General features: G+C 40.2%; 24 protein-coding genes, 1 tRNA gene and 1 CRISPR repeat array. Of the genes, 6 read left to right on the top strand and 19 right to left on the bottom strand.

What is annotated here, in order from left to right:
* Positions 1–28: 28 nt before the first annotated feature.
* The 6 genes from IEW82_RS14450 to IEW82_RS14425 form a co-directional block, all read right to left on the bottom strand.
* Positions 29–928: an AEC family transporter gene (locus IEW82_RS14450; protein ID WP_188695783.1), complete on the bottom strand. Its 900-nt coding sequence runs from the start codon at positions 926–928 to the stop codon at positions 29–31.
* A 538-nt stretch (positions 929–1,466) separates the two neighbouring features.
* Positions 1,467–3,131 (bottom strand): glycerol-3-phosphate dehydrogenase/oxidase, encoded by a 1,665-nt coding sequence (locus IEW82_RS14445; protein WP_188695914.1) that lies wholly within the window; start codon positions 3,129–3,131, stop codon positions 1,467–1,469.
* A gap of 189 nt (positions 3,132–3,320) precedes the next feature.
* Positions 3,321–3,854, bottom strand: coding sequence for a glycerol-3-phosphate responsive antiterminator (locus tag IEW82_RS14440; RefSeq protein WP_188695911.1), 534 nt, complete (start codon positions 3,852–3,854; stop codon positions 3,321–3,323).
* A gap of 216 nt (positions 3,855–4,070) precedes the next feature.
* On the bottom strand, positions 4,071–4,997 hold the full coding sequence (locus tag IEW82_RS14435; RefSeq protein ID WP_188695781.1) for a GH25 family lysozyme: 927 nt from the start codon (positions 4,995–4,997) through the stop codon (positions 4,071–4,073).
* A 122-nt stretch (positions 4,998–5,119) separates the two neighbouring features.
* Complete coding sequence (locus IEW82_RS14430; RefSeq protein ID WP_188695778.1) at positions 5,120–5,518, bottom strand: RepB family plasmid replication initiator protein; 399 nt, start codon at positions 5,516–5,518, stop codon at positions 5,120–5,122.
* Positions 5,519–5,882: 364 nt separating this feature from the next.
* A complete protein-coding gene (locus IEW82_RS14425; protein WP_188695776.1) occupies positions 5,883–6,062 on the bottom strand; it encodes a DUF5370 family protein in 180 nt (59 codons plus the stop codon).
* 212 nt (positions 6,063–6,274) lie between these two features.
* Between IEW82_RS14425 and IEW82_RS14420 the strand changes: the two genes are divergently transcribed.
* Both IEW82_RS14420 and IEW82_RS14415 read left to right on the top strand, forming a co-directional pair.
* Positions 6,275–6,394 carry a ChaB family protein gene (locus tag IEW82_RS14420; protein ID WP_188695770.1) on the top strand — a complete coding sequence of 40 codons (120 nt, stop codon included), beginning with the start codon at positions 6,275–6,277 and terminating at the stop codon, positions 6,392–6,394.
* 444 nt (positions 6,395–6,838) lie between these two features.
* On the top strand, positions 6,839–8,104 hold the full coding sequence (locus IEW82_RS14415) for a neutral/alkaline non-lysosomal ceramidase N-terminal domain-containing protein (protein WP_188695908.1): 1,266 nt from the start codon (positions 6,839–6,841) through the stop codon (positions 8,102–8,104).
* A 284-nt stretch (positions 8,105–8,388) separates the two neighbouring features.
* Here the strand turns inward: IEW82_RS14415 and IEW82_RS14410 are convergent.
* Positions 8,389–8,461, bottom strand: a tRNA-Ala gene (locus IEW82_RS14410).
* A 226-nt stretch (positions 8,462–8,687) separates the two neighbouring features.
* Entirely contained in the window at positions 8,688–8,939 is a 252-nt protein-coding gene (locus tag IEW82_RS14405; RefSeq protein WP_188695767.1) for a hypothetical protein, read from the bottom strand.
* A 148-nt stretch (positions 8,940–9,087) separates the two neighbouring features.
* On the opposite strand from IEW82_RS14405, the gene IEW82_RS14400 reads away from it, so the two are divergent.
* Positions 9,088–9,417 (top strand): antibiotic biosynthesis monooxygenase family protein, encoded by a 330-nt coding sequence (locus IEW82_RS14400; protein WP_188695764.1) that lies wholly within the window; start codon positions 9,088–9,090, stop codon positions 9,415–9,417.
* Between the two features lie 120 nt (positions 9,418–9,537).
* On the opposite strand, the gene fumC is transcribed toward IEW82_RS14400, so the two are convergent.
* From fumC to IEW82_RS14380, 4 genes are all read right to left on the bottom strand, one after another.
* The gene (fumC, locus tag IEW82_RS14395) at positions 9,538–10,926 is read right to left on the bottom strand and encodes a class II fumarate hydratase (protein WP_188695760.1); all 1,389 of its coding nucleotides are present in this window, start codon (positions 10,924–10,926) and stop codon (positions 9,538–9,540) included.
* A 99-nt stretch (positions 10,927–11,025) separates the two neighbouring features.
* Positions 11,026–11,418, bottom strand: a complete 393-nt coding sequence (locus tag IEW82_RS14390) for a YggT family protein (protein ID WP_188695757.1) — start codon at positions 11,416–11,418, stop codon at positions 11,026–11,028.
* 173 nt (positions 11,419–11,591) lie between these two features.
* A CRISPR array of direct repeats spans positions 11,592–11,955; the repeat unit is 32 nt; unit sequence ATTTCAATCCACGCACTCACGAAGAGTGCGAC.
* A 947-nt stretch (positions 11,956–12,902) separates the two neighbouring features.
* Positions 12,903–14,255 carry a glucose-6-phosphate isomerase gene (locus IEW82_RS14385; RefSeq protein WP_188695755.1) on the bottom strand — a complete coding sequence of 451 codons (1,353 nt, stop codon included), beginning with the start codon at positions 14,253–14,255 and terminating at the stop codon, positions 12,903–12,905.
* Positions 14,256–14,452: 197 nt separating this feature from the next.
* On the bottom strand, positions 14,453–15,616 hold the full coding sequence (locus IEW82_RS14380) for an iron-containing alcohol dehydrogenase (RefSeq protein ID WP_188695753.1): 1,164 nt from the start codon (positions 15,614–15,616) through the stop codon (positions 14,453–14,455).
* A 205-nt stretch (positions 15,617–15,821) separates the two neighbouring features.
* Here IEW82_RS14380 and IEW82_RS14375 point away from each other — a divergent pair, with 205 nt between their 5' ends.
* A complete protein-coding gene (locus IEW82_RS14375) occupies positions 15,822–16,052 on the top strand; it encodes a DUF378 domain-containing protein (protein WP_188695750.1) in 231 nt (76 codons plus the stop codon).
* Positions 16,053–16,112: 60 nt separating this feature from the next.
* Here the strand turns inward: IEW82_RS14375 and yugI are convergent, their stop codons facing one another.
* The 3 genes from yugI to IEW82_RS14360 all read right to left on the bottom strand — a co-directional run bounded on the left by yugI (position 16,113) and on the right by IEW82_RS14360 (position 19,077).
* A complete protein-coding gene (yugI, locus tag IEW82_RS14370; RefSeq protein WP_188695746.1) occupies positions 16,113–16,517 on the bottom strand; it encodes a S1 domain-containing post-transcriptional regulator GSP13 in 405 nt (134 codons plus the stop codon).
* A gap of 84 nt (positions 16,518–16,601) precedes the next feature.
* On the bottom strand, positions 16,602–18,485 hold the full coding sequence (gene asnB / locus IEW82_RS14365) for an asparagine synthase (glutamine-hydrolyzing) (protein ID WP_188695743.1): 1,884 nt from the start codon (positions 18,483–18,485) through the stop codon (positions 16,602–16,604).
* 382 nt (positions 18,486–18,867) lie between these two features.
* Positions 18,868–19,077, bottom strand: a complete 210-nt coding sequence (locus IEW82_RS14360) for a helix-turn-helix domain-containing protein (protein ID WP_373285726.1) — start codon at positions 19,075–19,077, stop codon at positions 18,868–18,870.
* A gap of 160 nt (positions 19,078–19,237) precedes the next feature.
* Between IEW82_RS14360 and IEW82_RS14355 the strand changes: the two genes are divergently transcribed.
* Positions 19,238–19,603 (top strand): helix-turn-helix domain-containing protein, encoded by a 366-nt coding sequence (locus tag IEW82_RS14355; RefSeq protein ID WP_188695740.1) that lies wholly within the window; start codon positions 19,238–19,240, stop codon positions 19,601–19,603.
* A 392-nt stretch (positions 19,604–19,995) separates the two neighbouring features.
* Here IEW82_RS14355 and IEW82_RS14350 read toward each other — a convergent pair whose 3' ends face one another.
* The 3 genes from IEW82_RS14350 to IEW82_RS14340 form a co-directional block, all read right to left on the bottom strand.
* Positions 19,996–20,319 (bottom strand): YuiB family protein, encoded by a 324-nt coding sequence (locus IEW82_RS14350; protein ID WP_229672625.1) that lies wholly within the window; start codon positions 20,317–20,319, stop codon positions 19,996–19,998.
* Between the two features lie 117 nt (positions 20,320–20,436).
* Positions 20,437–20,568, bottom strand: a complete 132-nt coding sequence (locus IEW82_RS14345; protein WP_188695737.1) for a YuiA family protein — start codon at positions 20,566–20,568, stop codon at positions 20,437–20,439.
* Positions 20,569–20,795: 227 nt separating this feature from the next.
* Positions 20,796–22,025 carry an NAD(P)/FAD-dependent oxidoreductase gene (locus tag IEW82_RS14340; RefSeq protein WP_188695734.1) on the bottom strand — a complete coding sequence of 410 codons (1,230 nt, stop codon included), beginning with the start codon at positions 22,023–22,025 and terminating at the stop codon, positions 20,796–20,798.
* A 239-nt stretch (positions 22,026–22,264) separates the two neighbouring features.
* Between IEW82_RS14340 and IEW82_RS14335 the strand changes: the two genes are divergently transcribed.
* A complete protein-coding gene (locus tag IEW82_RS14335) occupies positions 22,265–22,651 on the top strand; it encodes a hypothetical protein (protein ID WP_188695731.1) in 387 nt (128 codons plus the stop codon).
* A gap of 614 nt (positions 22,652–23,265) precedes the next feature.
* On the opposite strand, the gene IEW82_RS14330 is transcribed toward IEW82_RS14335, so the two are convergent.
* A complete protein-coding gene (locus IEW82_RS14330; RefSeq protein ID WP_188695726.1) occupies positions 23,266–23,622 on the bottom strand; it encodes a HesB/IscA family protein in 357 nt (118 codons plus the stop codon).
* Positions 23,623–23,685 lie beyond the last annotated feature (63 nt).

The raw sequence follows: 23,685 nt of genomic DNA, 5'->3' as shown, positions 1-23,685 counted from the left end.
TTCTAAATGGGATAGCAGGGTTCATGCCTCATATTAAGAGATGAATCCATAAAGGAGTGGAAAGGATGCTAAGCAGAGTCGTTAAAAGTGTCGTCGTTGTGACCAGATTTGTCTTTGCATTAAATTGCATCGCAAACATCGTTGTATTTGCCGCCGTTGGCATTGCGGCTGTCAAGAGCAACACCTTTTCCACAATGCCGCTCACAGGAAGTAACCAAATGAGAAAAAGAGCAATGAGTGGTGAGACAACAAGCCTTCCAATCACTGCAGCACTTACCTTTTCAACCTCTATTTTTTTAAAAGAAATATTGGCAAGCTGCATGCCGAGTAGCAGCATAACCATTGGCACCGTTGCATCTGAAATAAGATCAACGGGACGCTGAAGAGCCTCGGGTAAAGAGAAATGCCAAAGACTAAATAGAGCACCGATCACCGCTCCATAAGCAATAGGAACTTTTAAAACACGCCTAAGTGGTGAAATGTGCGTATCCCTTTCACCGCCTTTAGCAGCAAAATATAATCCGACGGTACTCATAAGCAGCGATTGGATAACCATGAGGAACACAGCGGGATGCATGCCAGCTTTCCCGAAAGCAAACAAGGCAACGGGGACACCATAATTTCCACTATTCATAAACACGACAGATAACACCATGCCACAATAATCTTTTATTGTAAGCCGTCTTATTTTTATGTAAAGATATAGTAACGCTAATTGAAGCCCCATCAAGGACAAAGCAAAGATTAAGATGTAGAGTGTACTCAAATCTAATTCTGCTTCTGAAAAGGTCTTAAACGCCAAACAGGGCGTTAAGATGTACATCACAGTTGTAGAAATTGAAAGCAGCTGCAAATGAAACAGCTTTTGTATCAAATAGCCAAAACCAAATACGATAAAAACGGGTAAAACAATATTAAAAAAAACCAACCGTCTCCCCCTCATCTTTCTATCTTTCATCACACTTTATAGAAAACAAGACTCAGGTGCCTGAATCCACAAAAATAGGACAGTACAAACACCCCTTCCTTAATTCAGCCAGTGCAATTTTAATTATAACCTTGTTTTTAGTTTAAGAAAAAGCCTTTCGCTTCAGAATCAATGAAAAATTAAGAAAGCCAGAGGGAACGCTCGGTGTTTTTTGGCATTAAAGATATTATAAAATCAGGGGAGCCGTCTGCGCTTTGACGACAGCTTGTTGTTATTTTGAGGATGCCTTTTGTTAATTTGAAGCCCACCTTAGCTAAAATACTCCTTGCTTTGGTTGCAATTTGGAAGCTTCGCCAGACCAAGTGGATGAGGACATAAGATACAAGACGCCAACAGGATGAACATACGACAACTGAAAAACGACTGAAAGCTAGACAGGCACCCTCGTCATCCAAAGGATCAAACACTTTCTCCCTGCAATAAAAACGACTCCCCTGCCGGTGGGAAAAACATAGACAGGGGAGCGCATTCTAAGTGATTATTCTTCAGGTGAAACGGATTGTTTAATCATTGCATCTAGCTCTTGTTCATAAGCCTGTCTTTGCTCATCCGTCCAACTAAATTCTCGGGCGAGAAAAGTAATGACCGGCTGCTTCCATTCATAAACCCAATCAATATTAAAGAGCAATGCACCTGTTCTTCTTAAAAAGAAGTCTAATGGTGTAACGGTTAATTCATAATCTATACCATAACGGAGCATCGCAAAGACATCGATAGGAAGTCCAGCCGCCGCCGCTTCATCCACATGATCTTTGATGATGCGGTAAAGGTGATCCACATTACTACCGTACCGATGGATCAACTGCTTTGCTTGTGCTTCATTTAGCCCCAAGGCCTTACCTTCATCAAGCTTAGCTGCCTCAAAAGCTGGGAACTTATCCGATCCACCGATATCCCCACCGGATAAGCGAAGGTCCTTGGTCAAACAGCCTGGAAATGAACGTTTTTCCTCCTGAGAAAGCTGCTGACTAACAAGGTCCACCACTTTTTCAGCCATTTTACGATAACCAGTAAGTTTACCTCCAGCAATCGTAATTAGTCCCGAATCTGAAAGAAAAACTTCATCCTTACGAGAAATCTCTGAAGGTGATTTTCCTTCTTCATGAATGAGTGGACGAACACCTGCCCAGCTGGATTCCACATCATCCTTAGTCAAGCCTAAACTTGGGAATAGCCCATTTACTGCCTCTAAAATATAATCGCGATCCTCTTTTGTCATTTTTGGATTTTTTGGGTCAGCTTTATAGTTAGTATCTGTTGTTCCGACATAAACCTTGCCTTCTCTCGGAATAGCAAAGAGCATCCGGCCATCTCCACTAGGGGTGTCAAAATACACAGCATTTTGTAACGGGAACCGCCCACCATCAATGACAAGATGGACACCTTTGGTCAAATGCAGGGTTTTCCCCTTTTTCGAATGATCAATTTCACGAAGAGTGTCCACCCATGGACCTGCGGCATTCACAATCTTTTTAGCATACAATTGATAAGATTCACCTGTGATTTGATCGACCGCTTCAACCCCGATAATTTTTCCATGCTCATCATAAAGAAGCTGTTCCGCTTTTACATAATTGACCGCTTTTGCCCCTTTATCCACAGCTGCTTTCATCGTTTCTAAAGTGAGTCGGGCATCATCTGTGCGGTATTCCACATAAACGCCGCCACCCTTGAGATCCTCTGCTTTAAGCAATGGCTCTCTTTTTAACGTTTGCTCTTTATTCAACATGCTGCGACGTTCACTGCGTTTTACACCTGCAAGAAAGTCATACACCTTTAACCCAATGGACGTTGAAAAGGAACCAAAGGTTCCTCCTTTATAGAAAGGAAGCATCATCCATACTGGAGTTGTAACATGCGGCGCGTTTTCATAAACAATGGCCCGCTCTTTCCCAACTTCCGCCACCAATTTAATCTCAAATTGTTTTAAATAACGCAATCCGCCATGAACGAGCTTTGTTGAGCGACTTGAAGTGCCTGCAGCGAAGTCTTGCATTTCAATCAACCCAATATTTATACCACGTGATACAGCATCGAGAGCAATCCCTGCTCCTGTAATACCGCCACCAATAACTAATAAATCAAGTTGTTCTTCTGCCATGCTTGTCATATAATCCTGTCTTTTCTTGCTTGAAAAAGTCATCATATCCACCTCATTCAAAGGGTTATAAGTCAAAAAAAGAGACTACAAGCGATCTAATGCGGAAATATCTACATTAGATAACTCGTAGTCTCTCAATGACTCATACGCTCTTATTAACTTACCTTTATTATATACCTCATCGCTACAAAATTCAAGCATGTTCCCCACCGCCTATTAAGGAGCTCTCGCCTACCATAGGGCAGGATTAGACGTGGTGACCGCGGTTGCTCCGTAGTCTAACGCGTTTTGAACATTTTCAGGCGTTCGGATAAGTCCACCAGCTATCACAGGAATCCCTGTATTTTCATGCACCTCTTTAATCAACTCTGGGACTACTCCTGGGAGCACCTCGATAAAATGAGGTTCAATCTTTTCAGCTAAACGGTAGCTCGTCTCAAGCGCTCCAGAGTCAATCATAAAGAGCCTCTGTACAATCATGACTCCTTTTTTCTTAGCCGCTTGCAAAACATGGGAACGTGTTGAAATTAAACCGTCTGGCTTGATTTCCTGACAAAGAAATTCTGTGGCTTGCTCATCACTTTTAAGGCCTTGGATTAAGTCCACATGAATGAGAACCTTGCGACCTTCATTATGCACTGTTTTGACCACGCTTTTTAAGGTCGCCAAATGGGTATCTAATAACACGACATATTCATGGTCACTTTTTATACCTTTCTCAAAGTCCTTGAACCGTCGAATCGCTGGTATTATCTGTTGCTTTATCACGCTATCGTCCTCCTAACACTTACAAACAAGGCTCTTTAGAATTCACCTTTGTTAAGTGACTATATCCGCCTGTGCATGTGGTGTATTTCATTATCTGAAAAAAATTCAAAGACATACGTATAAGATTAGCTTTGCTGACCATACTAGTAACAAGCTATCTATCTTCTCCCCCTTGTTTTGTCCCTGAATGAAGATTCAGGGACTTTTTCTATATCACTTTTCAGGAACTAAGATTTGCTCGCCCACCTGTAGGTGTCTTGGAGCAATATGAGGATTAAGTGCTTGTAATGTGCCATGCTTCCAATGATGAGCTTCCTCAATGCCCCAAAAGGTATCCCCAGCTTGAATCGTATACTGCTTTTTCTTTGCCGTTGAATTCTCGGGAATGATGATGGTCTGTCCTATCTTTAACTCTCTAGGATTCAGATTAGGATTAGCCTTTGTCAAAGCACCCTGCGGCAACATCCAACGATTTTCCAACTCCCAAAAGGTATCCCCCTGTTTGATTTTATAGATCTCATGCCCGCTTCTTGACGGGATAACCAAATGCTTCTGCATTTCATCTAAATCAACATGACCACTGATCCCAGGAATCCTTCCTTTATTCGAATACTGAAAAACAGCCCAATCTCCCCATATACCATTATCCTGTGGAGACGAACGATTATATTCAGCTATCCACAATGGGAGCTGATGCAAAGCATGATCTAAATGCAGCTTGGAGAAGTTTGTATTCGTATACAGCATGACATCCTGCCCTGTTTGCTTCTTAACCGCTTGACAGAAGATAAGGATAAGCTCTGAAAGCTGACGCTTATTTAATCCTATATCCACTTCAACATCCAGAGCGGGTAACAAATCCGAGGTATAAGGCGCAACAGTCGAACCAAAATGCTTAGCTTCATGCTGAGCAGAAGCATTATCCGTAAACCTTGCAAAATGATAGAACCCGACGTGTAGCTTCGTTTCCTTTATCGCTCGAGCATGTGTGGCCAGCATTGGATCGACAAAGGTCGTCCCCTCCGTCGCCTTAATATAAGCAAAAGCCACTCCAGATCTTTCCACCCGCTTCCAGTCAATAGTCCCTTGCCAATGACTCACATCAATCCCTTGTAAATGATTGTTGCTTCGTTTTTCCATGCCTAAAACCCCCTTTTCGCCACTTTAACGAAAAAGAAGGTCAAAGACAAAAGACAAAAAAACGAATCACCATTCTGAAGGCTATTAAATCTGCACATTACACTGGAGCAAATAGGGATGATTTATGATTTTTTAATACGGATGCTGCGATTTGGTTTAAACAGGGGTGCTGTCGACGATGCCTGTACCTTTTCTTGAAGATCAACATAATAAGGTTTTAATAAGGAATTAAAAGTCAGAGTGACCGTCTTATCTGGGTCTCTGTACTGAATATGTGTGAGCAGTGGAACCCGTGCTTCTTGGCCATCTATATGTGTCATAATTCCCATTTTTGCAAGCCTTTTTAGCCTTTCTGTTATATCAGAAGGATTTAAATGATCAAGTTCAAAGTCAATTAATTTGAATGTGTACGCCTTTGTGTTCTTATCCTCTATACGAACACGTCGACTGATCCCCTTTAATATTTTCCTGTCAAACAAGGATAACTGATCAAACAGATTCATAACTGGATTCTCTAGCATTGCCTAATCCTCCAAATATAACACTTTTCCTAATTGGAATGAATGATAAAGTAAAAACTTGGCTTGCACCACTTCGCTGGTACTCCTGATGTGATTTTTGCAAATCACACACTTAGGGTGTCCGCAAGCCTCAGGTGGCGAAAGCCAAAGTTACACTTATACTCTCTTCCTTTATGAGTGTCAGCGCAATTATAAATTCTGATAGTATAAAAAGAGACGCTAACCCTGAAGCGACTCACATCCATCAAGACACCTAAAACTATCTTCCAGTGTCTCAATTTTTCAGGGAGCGTTTATTCTATAGTATAAAAAGGAATAGTCACATGCAATGACTATGCACACGAACTGCCATTTATTTTCTTAGCTAAGAAAGAAATGCCTCGATAGATTTATCAATGTCATCTTGCGTGGGTGCCTGACCAGAAAATGCAAAAGGAACTTCTTTTATAAACGTGCCATCTTGGTAGACATGAAGAGCAGCGCGCTGTAGTACAACACTGTACTCCACATCAAAAGTGTATCCATCACGTTGAATAGCTCCCATCCTTGAACCGAACCCCCTTTTTTCTTATTTTTCCTTTGCCTGCAGTGATTTATTCTCTCTGCAGATCAGAAGAGAGACCCAAGGAGATGTATCAAGCTAAAATTCCCCTACTGTAAATAAATTCAAGTTGAATGACAGCTTTTCTCAATACGCTATGAATGCCAGTGAATGACGTTAAAAAGGTTTACAGAGGAGATAAGGAGGAAAAGTCAATGACTTTTAATTCTTTAAAAGAGCTTCCAACAGCTATAAAGCGCCACCTTCCAACACATGCTCAAAAGATCTTTAAGGAAGCCTTTAATTCAGTAAGGCAAGGTAAAGCACAACAATAAAATGTTTATAAACAATGATAGTATAAAAAACGCTACGAAAATTGTTGTAGCCCAATGTTGTATCGTGGAGCATACGGGGCTCAAACCCGTGACCTCTTGCATGCCATGGATAGATACTCTTTATTTTCAATTAGGATTGCTAAATGTAGGTAGAGAGCTTAATATATAAGCATTTAAAAACGGTTAAATACGATAAATTAGTTGAACTTGTATTCTTTGGTCAATATTCGGGCAATAAATGGTCAACAGAATAATAGTAAAAGTGTATTTTACTATATTATGATTGGAATATTTGTATCTCCAATTTATATTACACTTTTTGCTCTTAGTTTAATTAAAGTTTCTGTTAATATGAGTATAGTATTAGTATCGAGAAAAAATGTATTTAGACGAACGATGGCTGAAAATGAAGCCGCCAACTTTATATTGAAGGAGTTTGATAAATTGAGCAAGATAGGACTTTATACTATTGATATTACACCTCCTTTAGGGATTGATTTTATAGGTTATCACCGAGATGGAGGAATAAAAGGCATTCTTGATCGTATTTATGCTACTGCATTTGTTTTTGAAAATCAGGGAGAGAAGATTGTTCTAATTAGCGTTGATAATATCGGTTTGTCAGTTGGAGATACCACACAATTACGAGTTAGGATTTCTGAAAAGTTGCAAATTGAGATAGACAACGTAACAGTTATATGTACTCACACTCATTCAGGACCAGAAACAGAAGGAAAGGTCCCTCTACATCAAGCATATAAAACGGTATTATTTGAAAATTTATTTCAAGCAGTTTTCCGTGCGAATGAAGCTCTTCAACCTTGCAACATTGGATGGGGTGTTACAAAAGGTGAAATAGGTGTTAACCGAAGGCAAATAGTTAATGGCAAAGCAATAATGGGAACGAATTTGGATGGGATAGTAGATAAAAGGATTGGAGTCTTAGGTATTAAAAATAATGATACCAACGAAATGATTGGTGTTATCATTTTTTGTACAGCACATCCAAATGTGTTAAGAGGTGACAGTTTTTTGCTGTCGGGAGATTATCCTGGTAAGACCAAACAAATTTTGGAGCAGACACTTAGTTGCCCAGTAGTAGTTATACAGGGAGGAGCTGGAAATATAAATGCAAAATGGAGAGGTACACAAGATGATTTAAAAAAAATGGCTCAGGCCCTAAGTGGCTACGTACTTACCGTTTTACCTGATATTGACTATAGACCGATTTCAAAAATGGTTTCTGTTTCAAAGAACCTATCGATGAAATTGAAAAGAATACCAGATCCAAAGGATATTGACAAAATAGCATTGTCTGCTGAAAAAAAATGGGGAGTTAATACAACTAAGTGGAAAACAGAAATTCTTAATAAATACAAAGAGAACCAACGAGAATTGGAAGTTGATTTAGAAGTTCAACTAATCCAATTGAATGAAGGATTTTTCTCTGGAATACCGATGGAACCGTTCGCTGAAACAGCATTGGAAATAAGGGATAGCTTAGAAAATGATTTTGCCTTTTTTGGAGGATATACAAATGGTTATTTGGGATACTTACCCAATCGAGAGTCCTATCCATATGGAGGATATGAGGTGGAAATAAATCCAGTTGTTTATGGTCCAGAAACTGGTCTGTGGATGTCTCCTCATGAAAATACGGCAGAACAAGTCGTCAAAACTGTTTTAAATCTTTATAAATCTAATAATTAGTACACAAAACCTTCGCGAAGGTGAAATATTTAGGGATGCAATGGGATAAGGCAGACTTCAAAACAAACACCATCTATGCTAAATATCCTCTGTATTACACAAAGGAAAATGGTTATCCATTGAAAGACCCGAAAACAAGCGGGGTGATCTTCTTAAAGTTGCTCCGCCTAAAAAGTTAATAAAATATATTCACAAAAAGAAAACGGACAGAAAATACCCTAACTTATAATGATTGTAAAAACAAAAAACGCCTGTATCTCTTGATACTAGGCGTTTTCTATTGATGGAGCATACGGGGCTCGAACCCGTGACCTCTTGCATGCCATGCAAGCACTCTCCCAGCTGAGCTAATGCCCCATATCTCTTTAAAGACAAATATTATTTTACCAAGGCTTAGATACGCTGTCAAGCTTTGCTTATTGACCAAGAGACTCTCCCTTAGTAAAAAGTATTAGGTCATAAATTCATATTAAATCATGCTTCCAATCCTCAAAGCTACATTCATCTATTAGTGACAGATCGTTCATCCTATTTTTTGCAGTGAAATAAAACTGGTCAATTGACCAGCTTCATGATGTCTTACTTATGTTGTCACTGTTTTATCACTATAATTTTTTATCGTATCACGGGCTATTTCCATTTTACTTAGAGCATATTGGTAATCCCCTTTGCGATTCATCCCGTCATCCGTCAATGCCTTAACCACTCGGCATAAATGATCAATCACATAAATCAAGTCAGCTTTTTCATACCTCTCAATTTCAGAGCCCAACCTTGTCATTTCAGAAAAAATTTCATCTGACATCTGCTTAATTTGTCGATTCTCTAAACGCATGGTTATCGCCTCCTCAAGTGAAGTGTATGCAGCTATAGTGCCAATATTCCGCACACTTTAGCAAGCGCTGTCCTCTTTTATTTCCATTGAAAATGAGAATCACTATCGTTATAATGAAAGCATACACATCACAGGAGGGGGATCTTTTATGTTCGTCATGCAAGCGAAATTCGAGATCGATCAAGACCATGAAGATCAATTGAGACAAAAGGCGATTAAAAATAAAAAAGAGATTGAACAAGCTACAGGACTACTTTCCTATGAATGCTGGCGAAGAGAATTGAAGGATACGGTTGAGTATGCATTCGTTTCAAAATGGGAAAAGCAAGAAGATTTTAAAGCGTGGATATCACGTGAGGAACATGTTCAAGAACATAAAAATGCCCGTGCCCATCCATCGCATGCCACCGATGCCGTTAAAATGACAAAAACCCTCCATAGCTATGAAGTCTTTGATCCAGCCTTCCAACAGGCTTAAGCACGAAAGCGTCAGCAAAAGGATATAAAAAACAGCTCCCTTCTCATTTATTTGAGGAGGGAGCTGTTGTACATTTGCTAAAATGGCAACTTTAGTTTTTGATATACAGGGAAGGCGGCTTTACGCCTTTGGACCTGTCATCTCTTCAGGACGTACGAGCTTATCAAATTCTTCAGCTGTTAAAATTCCTGTACTAACCGCCGCTTCTTTTAATGTCGTTCCTTCTTTATGAGCGGTTTTGGCAATGCTTGCCGCCTTTTCATAGCCGATATGTGGATTGAGTGCTGTAACAAGCATCAATGAGTTGTGGAGATATTGATCAATTTTATCTGTCTCTGGTTCAATTCCAACAGCACAATTGTCATTAAAGGAGACCATAGCATCGGCAAGCAAGCGCGCTGATTGCAAGAAATTATAAGCGATGACTGGCTTAAATACATTTAGCTCAAAATTGCCTTGACTTGCTGCAAAGCCAATCGTTGCATCATTACCAAAAACTTGAGCAGCAACCATCGTAACGGCTTCTGATTGTGTCGGATTGACTTTACCAGGCATGATCGAGCTTCCTGGTTCATTGGCTGGAATCGTTAATTCCCCAATACCACAACGTGGACCGCTTGCTAGCCAGCGTACATCGTTAGCAATTTTCATTAAGTCAGCAGCCAATGCTTTTAAGACACCATGTACAGAAGTGATCTGATCATGACTTGTTAAGGCATGGAATTTATTATCAGAGGAGACAAATGTTTTTCCAGTAACTTTAGAGATCTCTTCAGCAGTCCTATCCCCAAACTCTGGATGAGCATTCAATCCTGTACCGACAGCAGTACCGCCAATGGCAAGTTCTTTAATGTGCTTGGTTGCTTCAGTCAGCATTGCCTCGCTCTTTTCAAGCATGGCAACCCAGCCACTGATTTCCTGTCCAAGAGTAAGCGGGGTTGCATCCTGCAAGTGTGTCCGACCAATTTTAATGATAGCAGCAAATTTCTCGGATTTTTCGGTCAAAGTTGCTTTTAGCTTATGTAAGGCAGGAATCACTTCATCTTCGACGGCAAGCACCGCAGCGACATGCATAGCTGTTGGGTAGGTATCATTTGAGCTTTGTGATTTATTGACATCATCATTCGGATGCACATGGCTTGCGCTGCCTTTTTCCTTTAATATTTGATTTGCACGGTTGGCGATCACTTCGTTCACATTCATATTCGATTGTGTCCCGCTACCCGTTTGCCAAACTACAAGTGGAAAGTGCTCGTCCCATTTGCCCGCAATCACTTCATCGGCTGCTTGCACAATTGCATCTGTTTTGTCCTGCTCAAGTTTGCCAAGCTTATTATTAGCTAATGCAGCCCCTTTTTTTAAGGTAGCAAAGGCTTTCACAATAGCCAAAGGCATTTTCTCCCAACCGATTTTGAAGTTTTCCTTACTCCTTTGGGTTTGCGCCGCCCAAAGCTTATCTGCAGGGACCTTGATTTCTCCAATCGTATCTTTCTCGATTCTATACTCCATTTGGGAACCTCCTGATTTTTCGATAAAGCTTTTACACTCCTAGTATAACAAATCACCAGGAAAAATGGCGATAAATGCCCTGCAATTTTTCGAGAGAGACTACCCTCTCGATTCGATCACCAAGGCCAGTCGGACAAGAACGTAGCCAGCAATACTATAAACAATAAGTGCAAAAACAGCAGAGAGATCCAAATAGTAGGATTCTTGAAAAAGTATAGAATGAAAAATGCCTTTAAAAGGAGCAAGTAATGGGGCACTCAATGTATATATCCAATGGACAAAAGGAACCTCGGCTGCCCCAAATAATTTCAATACAATATAAAGGCCCATAATAATTTGAACAGCGGACACCAAAATATTGATGATTCTTGAAAGGATAAAGCTCTTCTTTTTCATGTCCGTCCTCCAACACCTTTTCGTTTCCTTAAATACAAGCGCATGCCCTTTTTGATAAATAGTTTGTCCCTTTTTCTTTAACAGTTGATCTGCCATTAGTGTTCACCCGATTAAAAAAATCATTCATATCGAAGACCAGTGCTCAACTAAGACTTTTAGAAAACGTGGCTCGCACTTCACCGCTTCGCTAAGCACAGCCTGATGTTCGTGGTTTTGCACTCACGAAGAGTGCGACTAAAGAAAAGTATAGGGTGACTCAAACGCAAATCTTTTCAATCCACGCACTCACGAAGAGTGCGACCATAATGGCCATAACCAATTGTATAATATTTTTCAATTTCAATCCACGCACTCACGAAGAGTGCGACTAAAGAAAACCAAGGATTGGTTGAAAGCAAACCATTTCAATCCACGCACTCACGAAGAGTGCGACCGCGCTTTTAACAAGGTAATCTCTCCTAACATTGGATTTCAATCCACGCACTCACGAAGAGTGCGACCAGGAACTTGGCTTGCATCAATAAAAGAATTGTAGATTTCAATCCACGCACTCACGAAGAGTGCGACCGAATGCCGAAAAATATACATCGATTACGAAAAAATTTCAATCCACGCACTCACGAAGAGTGCGACAGCGGAATCCAGTAAAAACGTCCTATAAAATTGAATTTTTACTAATAAATTACTTTTATTTTACCATTTAAATACATTAAAGGAAATAAAAATAATAAAAATGGACTTATATATGGTGCGAATCTCCCTAGTATTTTATGTTCACTTCACATTCGCACCTGATTCCCCTCTCTTATAAAGCAAGCATAACATGCTGCTTTATTTACGACCATCTAATAAAAACTCGGCTTCCTTTTTTGTTTTTTTGCGTGAGATTTTTGTTAAATTGTCCACGCCTTTTGTTACTTTGAAGCAGGCTTTTGTTTTCTTGACCAGGGCTTTTGTTGCGCTCACCCCTGGATTCGGAAGCTTGAACCTCGGATTTGTTCTCTATTCGGAAACTTCGGGTTTGATTGGTTACTTTGCGTAGAGCTTTTGTTAAATTGTCCACGCCTTTTGTTACTTTGAAGCAGGCTTTCGTTCTCTTGGCCAGGGCTTTTGTTGCGCTCACCCCTGGACTCGGAAGCTTGAACCTCGGATTTGTTCTCTATTCGGAAACTTCGGGTTTGATTGGTTATTTTGCGTAGAGCTTTTGTTAAATTGTCCACGCCTTTTGTTACTTTGAAGCAGGCTTTCGTTCTCTTGATCAGGGCTTTTGTTGCGCTCACCTCTGGATTCGGAAGCTTGAACCTCGGATTTGTTCTTCATTTGGAGACATTTGTTACTTTGCGTGAAGCTTTTGTTATTTTGCCTAGGACTTTTGTTGCGCTCACACCTAGATTTGAAAACTTAATCCTCGAAATTAACATCAGAGCACTTCCATAAATTTTTACTACTTATTTTTTAAAAATATTTGGACTTTTATCATTTTGACATTCTTGATGGGGATCTTTCCTAGCACATGATTTTATAGATTCCTATCATTCAAAAAGGGGGTGTCCATCTAAGGACACTCCCCTTTCATGAGTTTACTTATTTAAACGTTGCTCGAGCTCTGCTTTTTCTTTTTCGAAGCCGGGCTTGCCAAGAAGAGCAAACATGTTCTTTTTATAAGCTTCGACTCCAGGCTGGTCAAAGGGATTAACGCCAAGGAGATAGCCACTGACAGCACAGGCCTTTTCAAAGAAATAGACCAAATAGCCGAAATAATAAGGCGTTAACTCCGGAATGTTAACAACTAAGTTAGGCACTTCACCATCTGTATGCGCAAGCAGGGTCCCTTGGAACGCTTTCTTATTGACAAAGTCCATGGTTTTACCAGCCAAGTAATTCAATTTATCAAGGTTAGCCTCGTCCTCTTCAATGACGATTTCCTGGCGTGCTTTTTCCACATTTAATACCGTTTCAATTAAATGGCGACGTCCTTCTTGAACGTATTGCCCCATTGAATGAAGATCTGTTGAAAAGTCAACCGAAGCTGGGAATAAAGCTTTTTGATCCTTTCCTTCACTTTCGCCGAATAACTGCTTCCACCATTCTGAAAAATAATGGAGGCCTGGCTCATAATTGACAAGCAGTTCAATGGCCTTGCCCTTATTATAGAAAATATTGCGGACTGCTGCATATTGATAAGCGGCATTTTCCTTTAGGTTTGGCGCTGCAAAATCATTCTGAGCATCGCGTGCCCCTTCCATGATTGCTTCAATGTCAATGCCACTGACGGCAATTGGAAGCAATCCAACAGCTGTTAAAACAGAATAACGACCACCAACATCATCAGGAATCACAAAGGTTTCATAGCCCTCATTATTAGCCAATGTTTTTAATGCACCCTTTTCACGATCCGTGGTCGCATAGATGCGTTGTTGCGCTTCTTCTTTACCATATTTTTCTTCTAAAAGCGCCCGGAAAATCCGAAAGGCGATCGCTGGCTCAGTTGTTGTCCCTGATTTAGAGATAACATTCACAGAGAAGTCTTTGTCTTTTATTACATCAAGGAGATCCTTTATATAAGTCGAACTGATGGAATTGCCAACAAAGAACACTTGTGGGGCTTGTCTCTCTTCTTTGCTCAACAAATTATTGAAGCTATGATTAAGCATTTCAATTGCCGCACGGGCGCCTAAATAAGAACCACCGATGCCGATGACAAGCAGGACATCTGAATCGGATTGAATTTTGGCAGCTGCCTTTTGAATCCTAGAGAATTCCTCTTTATCATAATTCGTTGGGAGTTCAACCCAACCAAGAAAATCATGACCAGCCCCCGTTTTATTATGTATTGCTTCATGAGCACCTTTAACAGCACTTTCCAAGTGATCAATTTCTTTTTCTGAGAAAAAAGGAAGGGCGTTATGGTAATCAAACGTTACTTTACTCATCCTGTTCAACCTCCATTATTAATATCCAATTCTAACTGTACATAAAATTAAGAAAATAGGCAAATGGTTTTGCAAGAAGTATGGCGAAGCTAGTCCCACCATAGCTTGACCATTTATATTCTGAATTACACTCATCCACTCTTGGCCTTACGTAAAAAAACGAAGCCTCCCCCTATAAGGAGGAAGGCGACACCTGGTTATAAAGCCATTTTATAAATCTCTGTGACATCCTTAGCTTCAAGTCGAGCAAATCCACCAAAAGGACCGTTGGCCATGGCGCGGTCGACCATGACATCCAGCTTTTCATCGCCGATATCATAAGCCTTTAATGTAGATGGAGCACCAATGCTATTCCAAAAAGCGCGCAGCCTTTCAATGCCTTCAAGCGCGATTTCCTCATCAGACTTGCCTTCAGGATCTACTTCGAAAACACGGATTGCCAGTTGCTTGCTTTGTTTTAGACCTTCATTCAAGGTATATTTGAGCCAATTTGGGAACAGGATGGCAAGCCCACCACCGTGTGGGATATCGTAAACAGCTGACACAGCATGTTCAAGATTATGTGTGCCCCAATCCCCCAAAGTCCCCATGCGGATCATATTGTTTAAGGCCATCGTTCCACAATACATAATGGTTTCGCGATAGTCATAATTGGTCAGATCCTCTAAGAGCTTTGGCGCGGTTTCAATAACAGTTTGCAATACTGATTCACACAAACGCTCTTGTAAAGGCGCATTTTTGGAATGAAAATAATATTGTTCGAGAACGTGACTCATCATATCAACGATACCATAGACGGTTTGATCCTGTGGCACCGTGTATGTATTTTGTGGATCAAGAATCGAGAACTTTGGGAAAAGAAGCGGTGATCCCCATCCGTATTTTTCATTGGTCTCCCAATTTGTAATGACAGCCCCCGAATTCATTTCTGATCCAGTTGCTGCTAAAGTCAACACAACACCAAGCGGGAGTGCATCTGTCGGCACGGCCTTTTTCGTGACAAGATCCCAAGCGTCACCATCATATTTGGCTGCTGCAGCGATTGTCTTCGCACAATCGATGACACTGCCGCCGCCAACGGCTAAAATAAGGTCTATATTTTCCCTTTTACAAAGGTCTGCCCCTTTATTGACTGTTGTCACGCGAGGGTTCGGTTCAACACCTGCGAGCTCAAATGCTGAAGCATTAGCCGCAGCTAATTCTGACTTTACTTTATCTAAAAGTCCATTGCGCTTAATACTGCCACCACCATAAACAATGAGGACTTTATCGCCATAACTTGGAATTTCTTTACGAAGAGCTTCCGTCTGGTCCTTACCAAAAATCAATTTGGTCGGATTATGAAATGTAAAGTTATCCACTTAAACAGACCCCTTTCTTATTCCCTTAATCAGTTTACACTCCTATTATCATGGTTATTCTCATAAAAAGTAAAGCAAGATACTCACGAAAGGCGCATATTTTTCTTTTTGGGTTGGCAACCTATAAAGAAGACTTCTTACGATATGGATTCCTTTTCGTAAGTAAGTTGCTCACCTTATTCTGGTTACGAAGGAGGTTAAAAGGATGAATGGGTTACAACGTACTGCCTTAGCACTCATTATTATCGGTGGGATTAACTGGGGACTTATCGGTTTCTTTCAGTTCGATCTCATCGCAGCTATATTTGGTGGACAGGACGCCGTTATCTCACGCATCATTTATGGCATTGTTGGTCTTTCAGCACTTTATTGCCTTACCCTTCTATTCAAGCCTTCAGAAGAACTCAGTACCGAACCGAATAAACAATATCACTAAGAATAAGACGACTCTCGATTTCGTTTAATATAAAATAAAAGGTATCCATTAGGATACCTTTTATTTTTTGAGCCGCTTATTTAATTGGGCTTGTTTTTCGTTCGAATCCTTCATCCATTGCTTAAGCTTTTGTTCTAATGTGTTAAATCCACCGTTATCATTGGATCCACGTCGGTTACCCTGCTCTTCTTGCGCACGTGCAGGTCTTGGGCGTTCAGGCTTTGGCTCCGCTTGTCGAATAGACAATGAAATTTTTCCGTTTTCCTGATCAATCTTGAGAATTTTCACCTTAACCATGTCTCCGACGTTAAGCACTTCATTAATGTCCTTAACAAATCCGTGTGAAACCTCTGATATATGGACAAGACCTTGATGTTCATTATCTATGGCGACAAATGCACCAAAAGGCTTGATTCCGGTTACCTTTCCTTCGATGATATCTCCGACGTTGAACTGATCCAGCATGCAAACAACTCCTATGTTTTATTAACCTTTAAAGTATAACATAGGCTATCCGTTCTTTTAAAGCCATGACCATTCATCCCATGCTTAAAGCTGTCTCACTCTTTCGTGATCAAATTGCAAGGCCTTTTCAATGTAGATTTGGTGCCATAGCATAAAGATCAGTGTTGTCCAAATTTTACGACTGTTATCCCGCTTGTCATTGCGATGATCATCAAGCAACTTGTAGACATATGACTTATTGATCCATTGGTCCGCCTGACTTTCACGGATGAGATTTTTGGCCCAGTCATAAAGCTCATTTTTTAGCCAAATACGAATGGGTACTGGGAATCCAAGTTTTTTGCGATATAAGATAGAATCCGGAACAATCCCGCGCATTGCTTCGCGAAGAGCGTATTTCGTCGTTTTATTTGCTGTTTTTAATTCAGCAGGGATTGTAGAAGCCACTTTGAATACTTCTTTATCCAAAAAAGGAACACGAAGCTCAAGGGAATGCGCCATTGTCATGCGATCCGCCTTCACTAAAATATCGCCCCTTAGCCATGTATGCATATCAATGTACTGCATGGTCTCTACATCAGAATAAGCGTTAGCATTGGCGTAAAGATCAGCCGTAACCTGTGTAAAGTGAGTGGTTTCCTTATGTGCCTTCATGACAAAGCGTTTCTCATTTTCATCAAACATAAAGGCATTTCCAACATAGCGCTCTTCCATCGGTGTGCATCCCCGCAGCAAAAAGCTTCGCCCTTTCATATCCGCAGGCAATTTGGTCGCGATTTTTTTCAAGAAACGCTTCGTCCCCTCAGGCATGTTTTTAATCCATTTTAAATCAAGAGGTTCACGATAAATGTTATAGCCTCCAAAGAGCTCATCAGCACCTTCTCCACTGAGAACGACTTTAACATGCTTGCTGGCTTCCTTCGCAACAAAATACAAAGGAATAGCTGCAGGGTCGGCCACAGGATCATCCATATGCCAAATAATCTTTGGTAGCTCTTTTAAGAAAGCCTCAGGGGTAATGACAGTATGAATGTTCTCTACTCCCAGCTTTTCAGCGGAATCCTTTGCAATATCAATTTCGCTATAGCCTTCGCGTTCAAAACCAACTGTAAAGGTTTGAATATTAGGATGAAATTCTTTTGCAAGAGCGACAATACTTGTTGAATCAATGCCGCTGGATAAAAAGGCTCCTACAGGCACATCACTGCGCATATGCATTTTTACCGATTCGCGTAAGGTATCACGAATCGCTGCTTTTGCCTTGTCAATCGGCTGATTAACAGGGCGGAATTCTGGCTTCCAATACGCATGGATGTTCAAGCCTTCTCCGACTTTTTTCGTGATATAATGCCCTGGCGGTAAACGTCTGATAGAGGCATCCATCGTTTCCGGTTCAGGAACAAATTGAAATGTTAAATAATGCTGCAACGCTTCCTTCGCAACCGGGCTTGGATGACGCCCGACTAACAAGCTTTTCTTCTCTGAAGCAAAAAATGTCCCATCTTCTGTTTCCATATAATAAAAGGGTTTAATGCCAAAGGGATCGCGTGCCGCAAAAATTTTCTTATCTTCCTTATCCCAAATGACAAAGCCAAACATACCGCGAAGCGCTTTGACAGCCTCTTCACCGCGCGTAGCATATAAAGCTATAATAACCTCTGTATCAGAAGTCGTTGCAAACGTCGCCCCTTCTTTTATTAGCTCATCTCTGAGCTCTAGATAATTATAAATTTCGCCATTGAAAATAATATGGTAACGGTCGTTTTCATAGCTTAACGGCTGATGACCACCCTCTAGATCAATGATGCTTAAGCGGCGAAAGCCAAATTGGACCGTGTCATCTGTATAAAAACCATTATCATCCGGGCCTCTATGCGTAATGATGTCAGTACGTTTAATCATTTTATTTTGTTCATGTTGATTAGGTTCAAGTAGCTTATTTGACACAAAGCCAACAAATCCACACATATGTTGAAACTCCTTTCTTGTAAAGCAGCTTGCTAACAGTTCCTATTCTTTCAATTTTTGTCTGTATCAATGCGTAATCAAAAAATAACCATGAAGCATCCATTTTTTCATATACTAAAATAGTTTACCACTCTGAATAGTAAATGCCTAGTATTGCCACAATAATTTCATAAACCGCAAGTGGCATTCGATACTGAAAAACACTACCATTTATATAGAGAAGCTATTGGTAAATCTTCGCCACATCCTGTCTCTTCTAATATATTATGCCAAAAAAAAGAGAGCATAGCGCTCTATTCTATCAAAAGATCCGACTGGTGATTCAAATCAAATCTTATTTTCTCTCCCAATTCAATTGATATCCCATTCAAAAGTCTGCCTTCTATATCTCTTTGTATAAGTCTTCGATTTCAACATCTAATATCTGGGCCACCTCTGCTAGCATCTCTGCAGAAATTTTAGATCTTCCCACTTCTAGATAATAATAACCATTGGGACTGGAATACCCCAATTGTTTTGACATGTCTTCTAATGACATACGCTCTTTTCTTAATCGTTTCATTTTTTCTAAATCAACGATACGCTTTTTCACTATTCCCCCTCCTCTCGTTGCCAATATGGTAACATATTTTTACTTTTATTAACATATCTATTTAAAGTTTTTCGGTTTTTACCTATTCGGCAATTACCCATGTGGTAAACTTTAACCCGTGATAAAATGTTAGGCAAATTTGTAAAGGGAGATATATGGAATGGGAGAGTCGTTAGGGGAGCGCATTCGGCATTTACGTGGCAGACAGAACCTATCACAAAAACAATTAGCCTCTCAACTGAATATTAGCAATGTACAGCTTTCACGTTATGAATCCGGTGACCGGACACCTGATCCCGAAGTTATCGCGCGCATCGCCCGTTTTTTTGATGTGTCAACAGATTATTTATTAGGGCTTCAAGACCAATTACATAACGCATCGAGTAACAAAGTTAAAGAACAGCAATTGATTCAGGCGATTAAAAAAATAGACGGCCTAGAGCCATTTATCCATTCCATTATCGAACACCCCCATCAATTTAAGAAAATCGAACAAATTTGGGCCATAATAAAGGATGAGACCTGATCACAAGTCGCTCTCCTTTCTCCACATTCGTTCCTTTTTTCCTTACTCCATTTGAAGCGTCTATTCAATGAATGCAGATAGAGTTCTTTAACAGCTGGTCAAAGGGACAATTTTTTATATCATGTAAAAAAAGCGTTGGATTCCCAGCGCTCATGATTTATCACTCTTCTATTTTATCCTAAGCACGAACCATGACAAAAGGTCTTTGCCGCTAAAGCCCGTAATAAATTGAAACGTCACTATAACCGCTATCATAAACAGACAAGCACTGAGCAAATATCGTGCCACACTCTTGCCATATCGCTTCATCAAGCACCACTCCTCACACAAAAAGCGTGTCCAGAAATTCCCCTTTCTAAACGGCCTGATTGGAGGAGAGGTAAGGTGATCGCTTAAAACATTGTATAGCCACGTTTTCTTAATGTTTTAATTGTAATTCCCGCAATAATCGTGCCGACAAATCCCATTGATAATACGACTATATCAGCCGTTTTTAAGTGAACAAAGCTTGTTCCCAAATCCGCCAAAGCTTTAGAGGTATGTGTAAAATAATCCAAGACGGAAACGTGATCAACGATTAAGATAATAAATATGGGATATAAAATAGCAATAAGCCAAGTCGTTTTTAAAAGCATATTCACAATAAAACCGATGCCAAAAAACACAACGGCAAATAAAAGGATGGATATGATCAACTGTGGCAACGAAAAAGGCAACGTTTTCACCTCCGCATTATCGTTAGTTTACTGAAAAAAAGCAAAATCGTCAATTGACCACTGCCAAAACAAAGAAATGACCTGCTCACATGAGCAAGCCAAATGTATGTTAACTCTTTATTGAACTTCTGATTTTCCCGTTCCTAAACAATGCTCACAGGTTTCAGAACCACCTAATAGGAGCTGAAAATAGCCTCTCCCATCACAGTAAGGGCACGGTTGTTTCACTTTCAATTGATCGTTTTTCAAATAAAACACACCCTTTCGACTTTTCTGATAATATATCACCTCATTCCTACCTTTGTAAAGATACCTTACAATCCATTCATCTCAATGTAACCGGAAACATCTTATGCATTCTCCATTTTCTGTTCCTTTTTGGCTGTTTTCATTAAAATATGTGCACAGACTCCTTATACTTTTAATAGGAAAACAAAAGGCTGGAGCCTGATAGCTCTAGCCTTGAAAAATAATCATTATTTACTTAATAAGTTCAGCTTACCCTTTTTCAACATGAGTCCAACACCGCCAAGCTTCAATAAATACCGATCATCGATAATCTTTTTCATCGCAGCAGCGGACGTTCCTTTTAGCTTTGTTTTACCAAAAATGATACCAATCGCATCGCCATGTCCTAAAGAGGCGACTGTGCCCATATCATTAAAAATGAAAGGCTCCACCGGCTCACCATTCAAGGCTTTTTTAATATTCTTAGAAAGGTAGGTCGCTTCTTGAATTGTAATTTGCGCGGTGGTTGGATAAGGGCGCTCGGTTTCTGGATTAGGCACGTTCGCGCAATCCCCAATTATGAAGATATTATCATAGCCAGGCACTCGTAAGTCTTCTGTGACGGTGACCCGTCCACGCACCACTTCAAAGCCTGAATCTTCTACAATATGATTGCCTCGAACACCACCAGTCCAAACAATCGTGCCGGCTTTAATTTTTTCCGTTTCTTCACTATCTCGCCTACCAATAATGACGCCATCCTCTTGGCATTCCTTGATAACATGACCACATTTGAATTCAACACCCTTTTCTTCAAGGCGCTGAATCGCATAAGCTACCAGATCCTTATCAAACATAGGTAAGATCGTCGGTGACCCTTCGACATTGACCACTCTCACTTGTTGACGATCAATATCATATTCTCGACAAAGCTCAGGAATGCGATTTGCCAATTCCCCTAAAAATTCCACACCAGTAAAGCCGCCCCCGCCAACAACAATGTTAAGAATATGATCTTCTTTAGTTTCCATATTGTGATAGCGTGAAAACTGGTATTCAATATGCTCGCGTATTTGTCTTACAGAATTAAGATCCTCTATTGTCAGCGCTCTCTCTTTTAACCCTTTAATCCCAAAGGTTGCCGATTCAAAGCCTAATGCGACAATCAAATAATCGTAATCCACTTCACCGGTCTTTTCTAAAACAACTTTATTCTCATCTTTTTTAATCAATGTCACTGTGTCCTCAATAAAATTGACACGATTCGTATCAATGACATCCTTGATCAACATCCGCGCACGATCAGCTGGCAATGTCCCAGCTGCTGGCTCATGTAACCATGTCGCTTGATAATGATAATTGTGCTTATTAACCAAAGTAATACTCGCATCATTTGCGCCTAAATGCTTTGGGATTTTAGTCGCCGAAATCATGCCCCCGTACCCTGCACCAAGGATTAATATTTTTGGCTTATTCACTGTCATCACTTCCACTTTTTTAGAATTATGCATAATAAGACTTTGTGATATTTTTCACGTACTTAGTTACTTTAATCCCAAAAACAATCATATGTCTTTTCCCTTTATATTTCAACCTTTTTTTAATTGTAAAAATTGGTGAAGATTATCCAAATATCCATTAAACTCTCGCGATGTTTGCCTTTTCCTAATAATGGATATAGTAAGGATAAAACTTCTTCTTACAAGGTCGGTGGATCATGATTAATTTATTCAAATACCTCAAGCCCTCCCATAAAAAAGCGCAAGTGATTTTATTTCCAAGATCTAGACAGTCAAGAGCAGCCAAATCCAACACCGACGCAACCATTCGGTATGTTGCAGATCTGCTTCGCGATAAAGGCTACGAGGTTGAATCTCATATCAGCCTTGACAATATGCCTTTTGATATTAGGATTCCCACTCATCGCTGCATGATTTATTGCAGTACTCAAGATAAAACAGATATTCTTGATATCATTTATCAAAAGAAGCTGAGAAAAATTTCTTATAAAAATGGCTATCGTTTTTATGTTGTTCATACTTCTCATTTTTATAAGGACTTGATTGAAATCCTTACAAAGTTACGCTTTAACACCTTATATTAACTTTTGTTATTTCTAATACCCCTATACTGATTCCCCTTAAGAGGCTTCATATGAGATTAAGAAAAATTGGCTCGGCTTTTAGTTTCAGCGTGGTGCAGATGCATCCTATAAGTAGATGCCTATCGTAAAGTCATGTGGATTGGAGCGGACAGGATGAGGTTGAAGCTATTTATAAGCCCTCCTTAATCTAATCCTCTCCCTTAGCCATATCATCCTCACTTCTTTTTAAGGCAATTCTCGTTAAATTGCATCATCGAGGATTTTGGATACTTGATAAACTCTGCCAGTTTCTTTTGCTGAATACATTAGAAAACTTGGCTTGCACCACTTCGCTGGTACTCCTGATGTGATTTTTGCCAATCACACACTTAGGTTGTCGCCAAGCTTTAACGGCGAAAGCCAAAGTGACACTTATACTCTCTTCCTTTCAGAGCGTCAGCGAAATTATACATTCTGATAGTAAAATAAAACGACCTTCCTAACGGATTTTTTCACCCGTCAAGAAGGCCGCAATGGCTCATTCATAATATACATTGTGCAGGGCTTTCATTTAAAAGCCTCTTTTTGCCGCACATTAGTCATATAAGAGCCCATGTTTAAACCACGGCATCTTATTAACAATCCTTGCTTGGCGCTCCGGCATTTGTTGCGGTTCTAAAGGATTGTCCACAGCCACATGTCGCAATGGCATTCGGATTATCGATCGTAAAGCCGCCGCCCATCATGTTTTGTTTATAATCAATGGTCACGCCCTGCAGCAAGGGTGCGCTATCGGCATCGACGACCACTTGAAGACCATCGGTTTCAAAGGCTTCGTCATCTTCTTTTCTTTCACTGTCAAAGCCCATTCCGTAAGATAGCCCTGTGCACCCTCCGCCTTGAACACCAAGTCTAAGAAAAAGCTGATTTCCAGATTCATTTGCCATCATCTCTTTAATGCGATGGTTAGCAGATTCTGTAATAGTAATCATGACAGCCTTCCTCCTTTATATCAAAAAATATGAGGCTGCTTAACAGCCAAATCGTCATGTGTC

Origin of the sequence: Pullulanibacillus camelliae, from assembly GCF_014642655.1 — a bacterium.
GTDB classification, from domain to species: domain Bacteria; phylum Bacillota; class Bacilli; order Bacillales; family Sporolactobacillaceae; genus Pullulanibacillus; species Pullulanibacillus camelliae.
The sequence above is the reverse complement of the archived record's forward strand: the minus strand, read 5'-3'. Positions and strand labels throughout refer to the sequence as shown.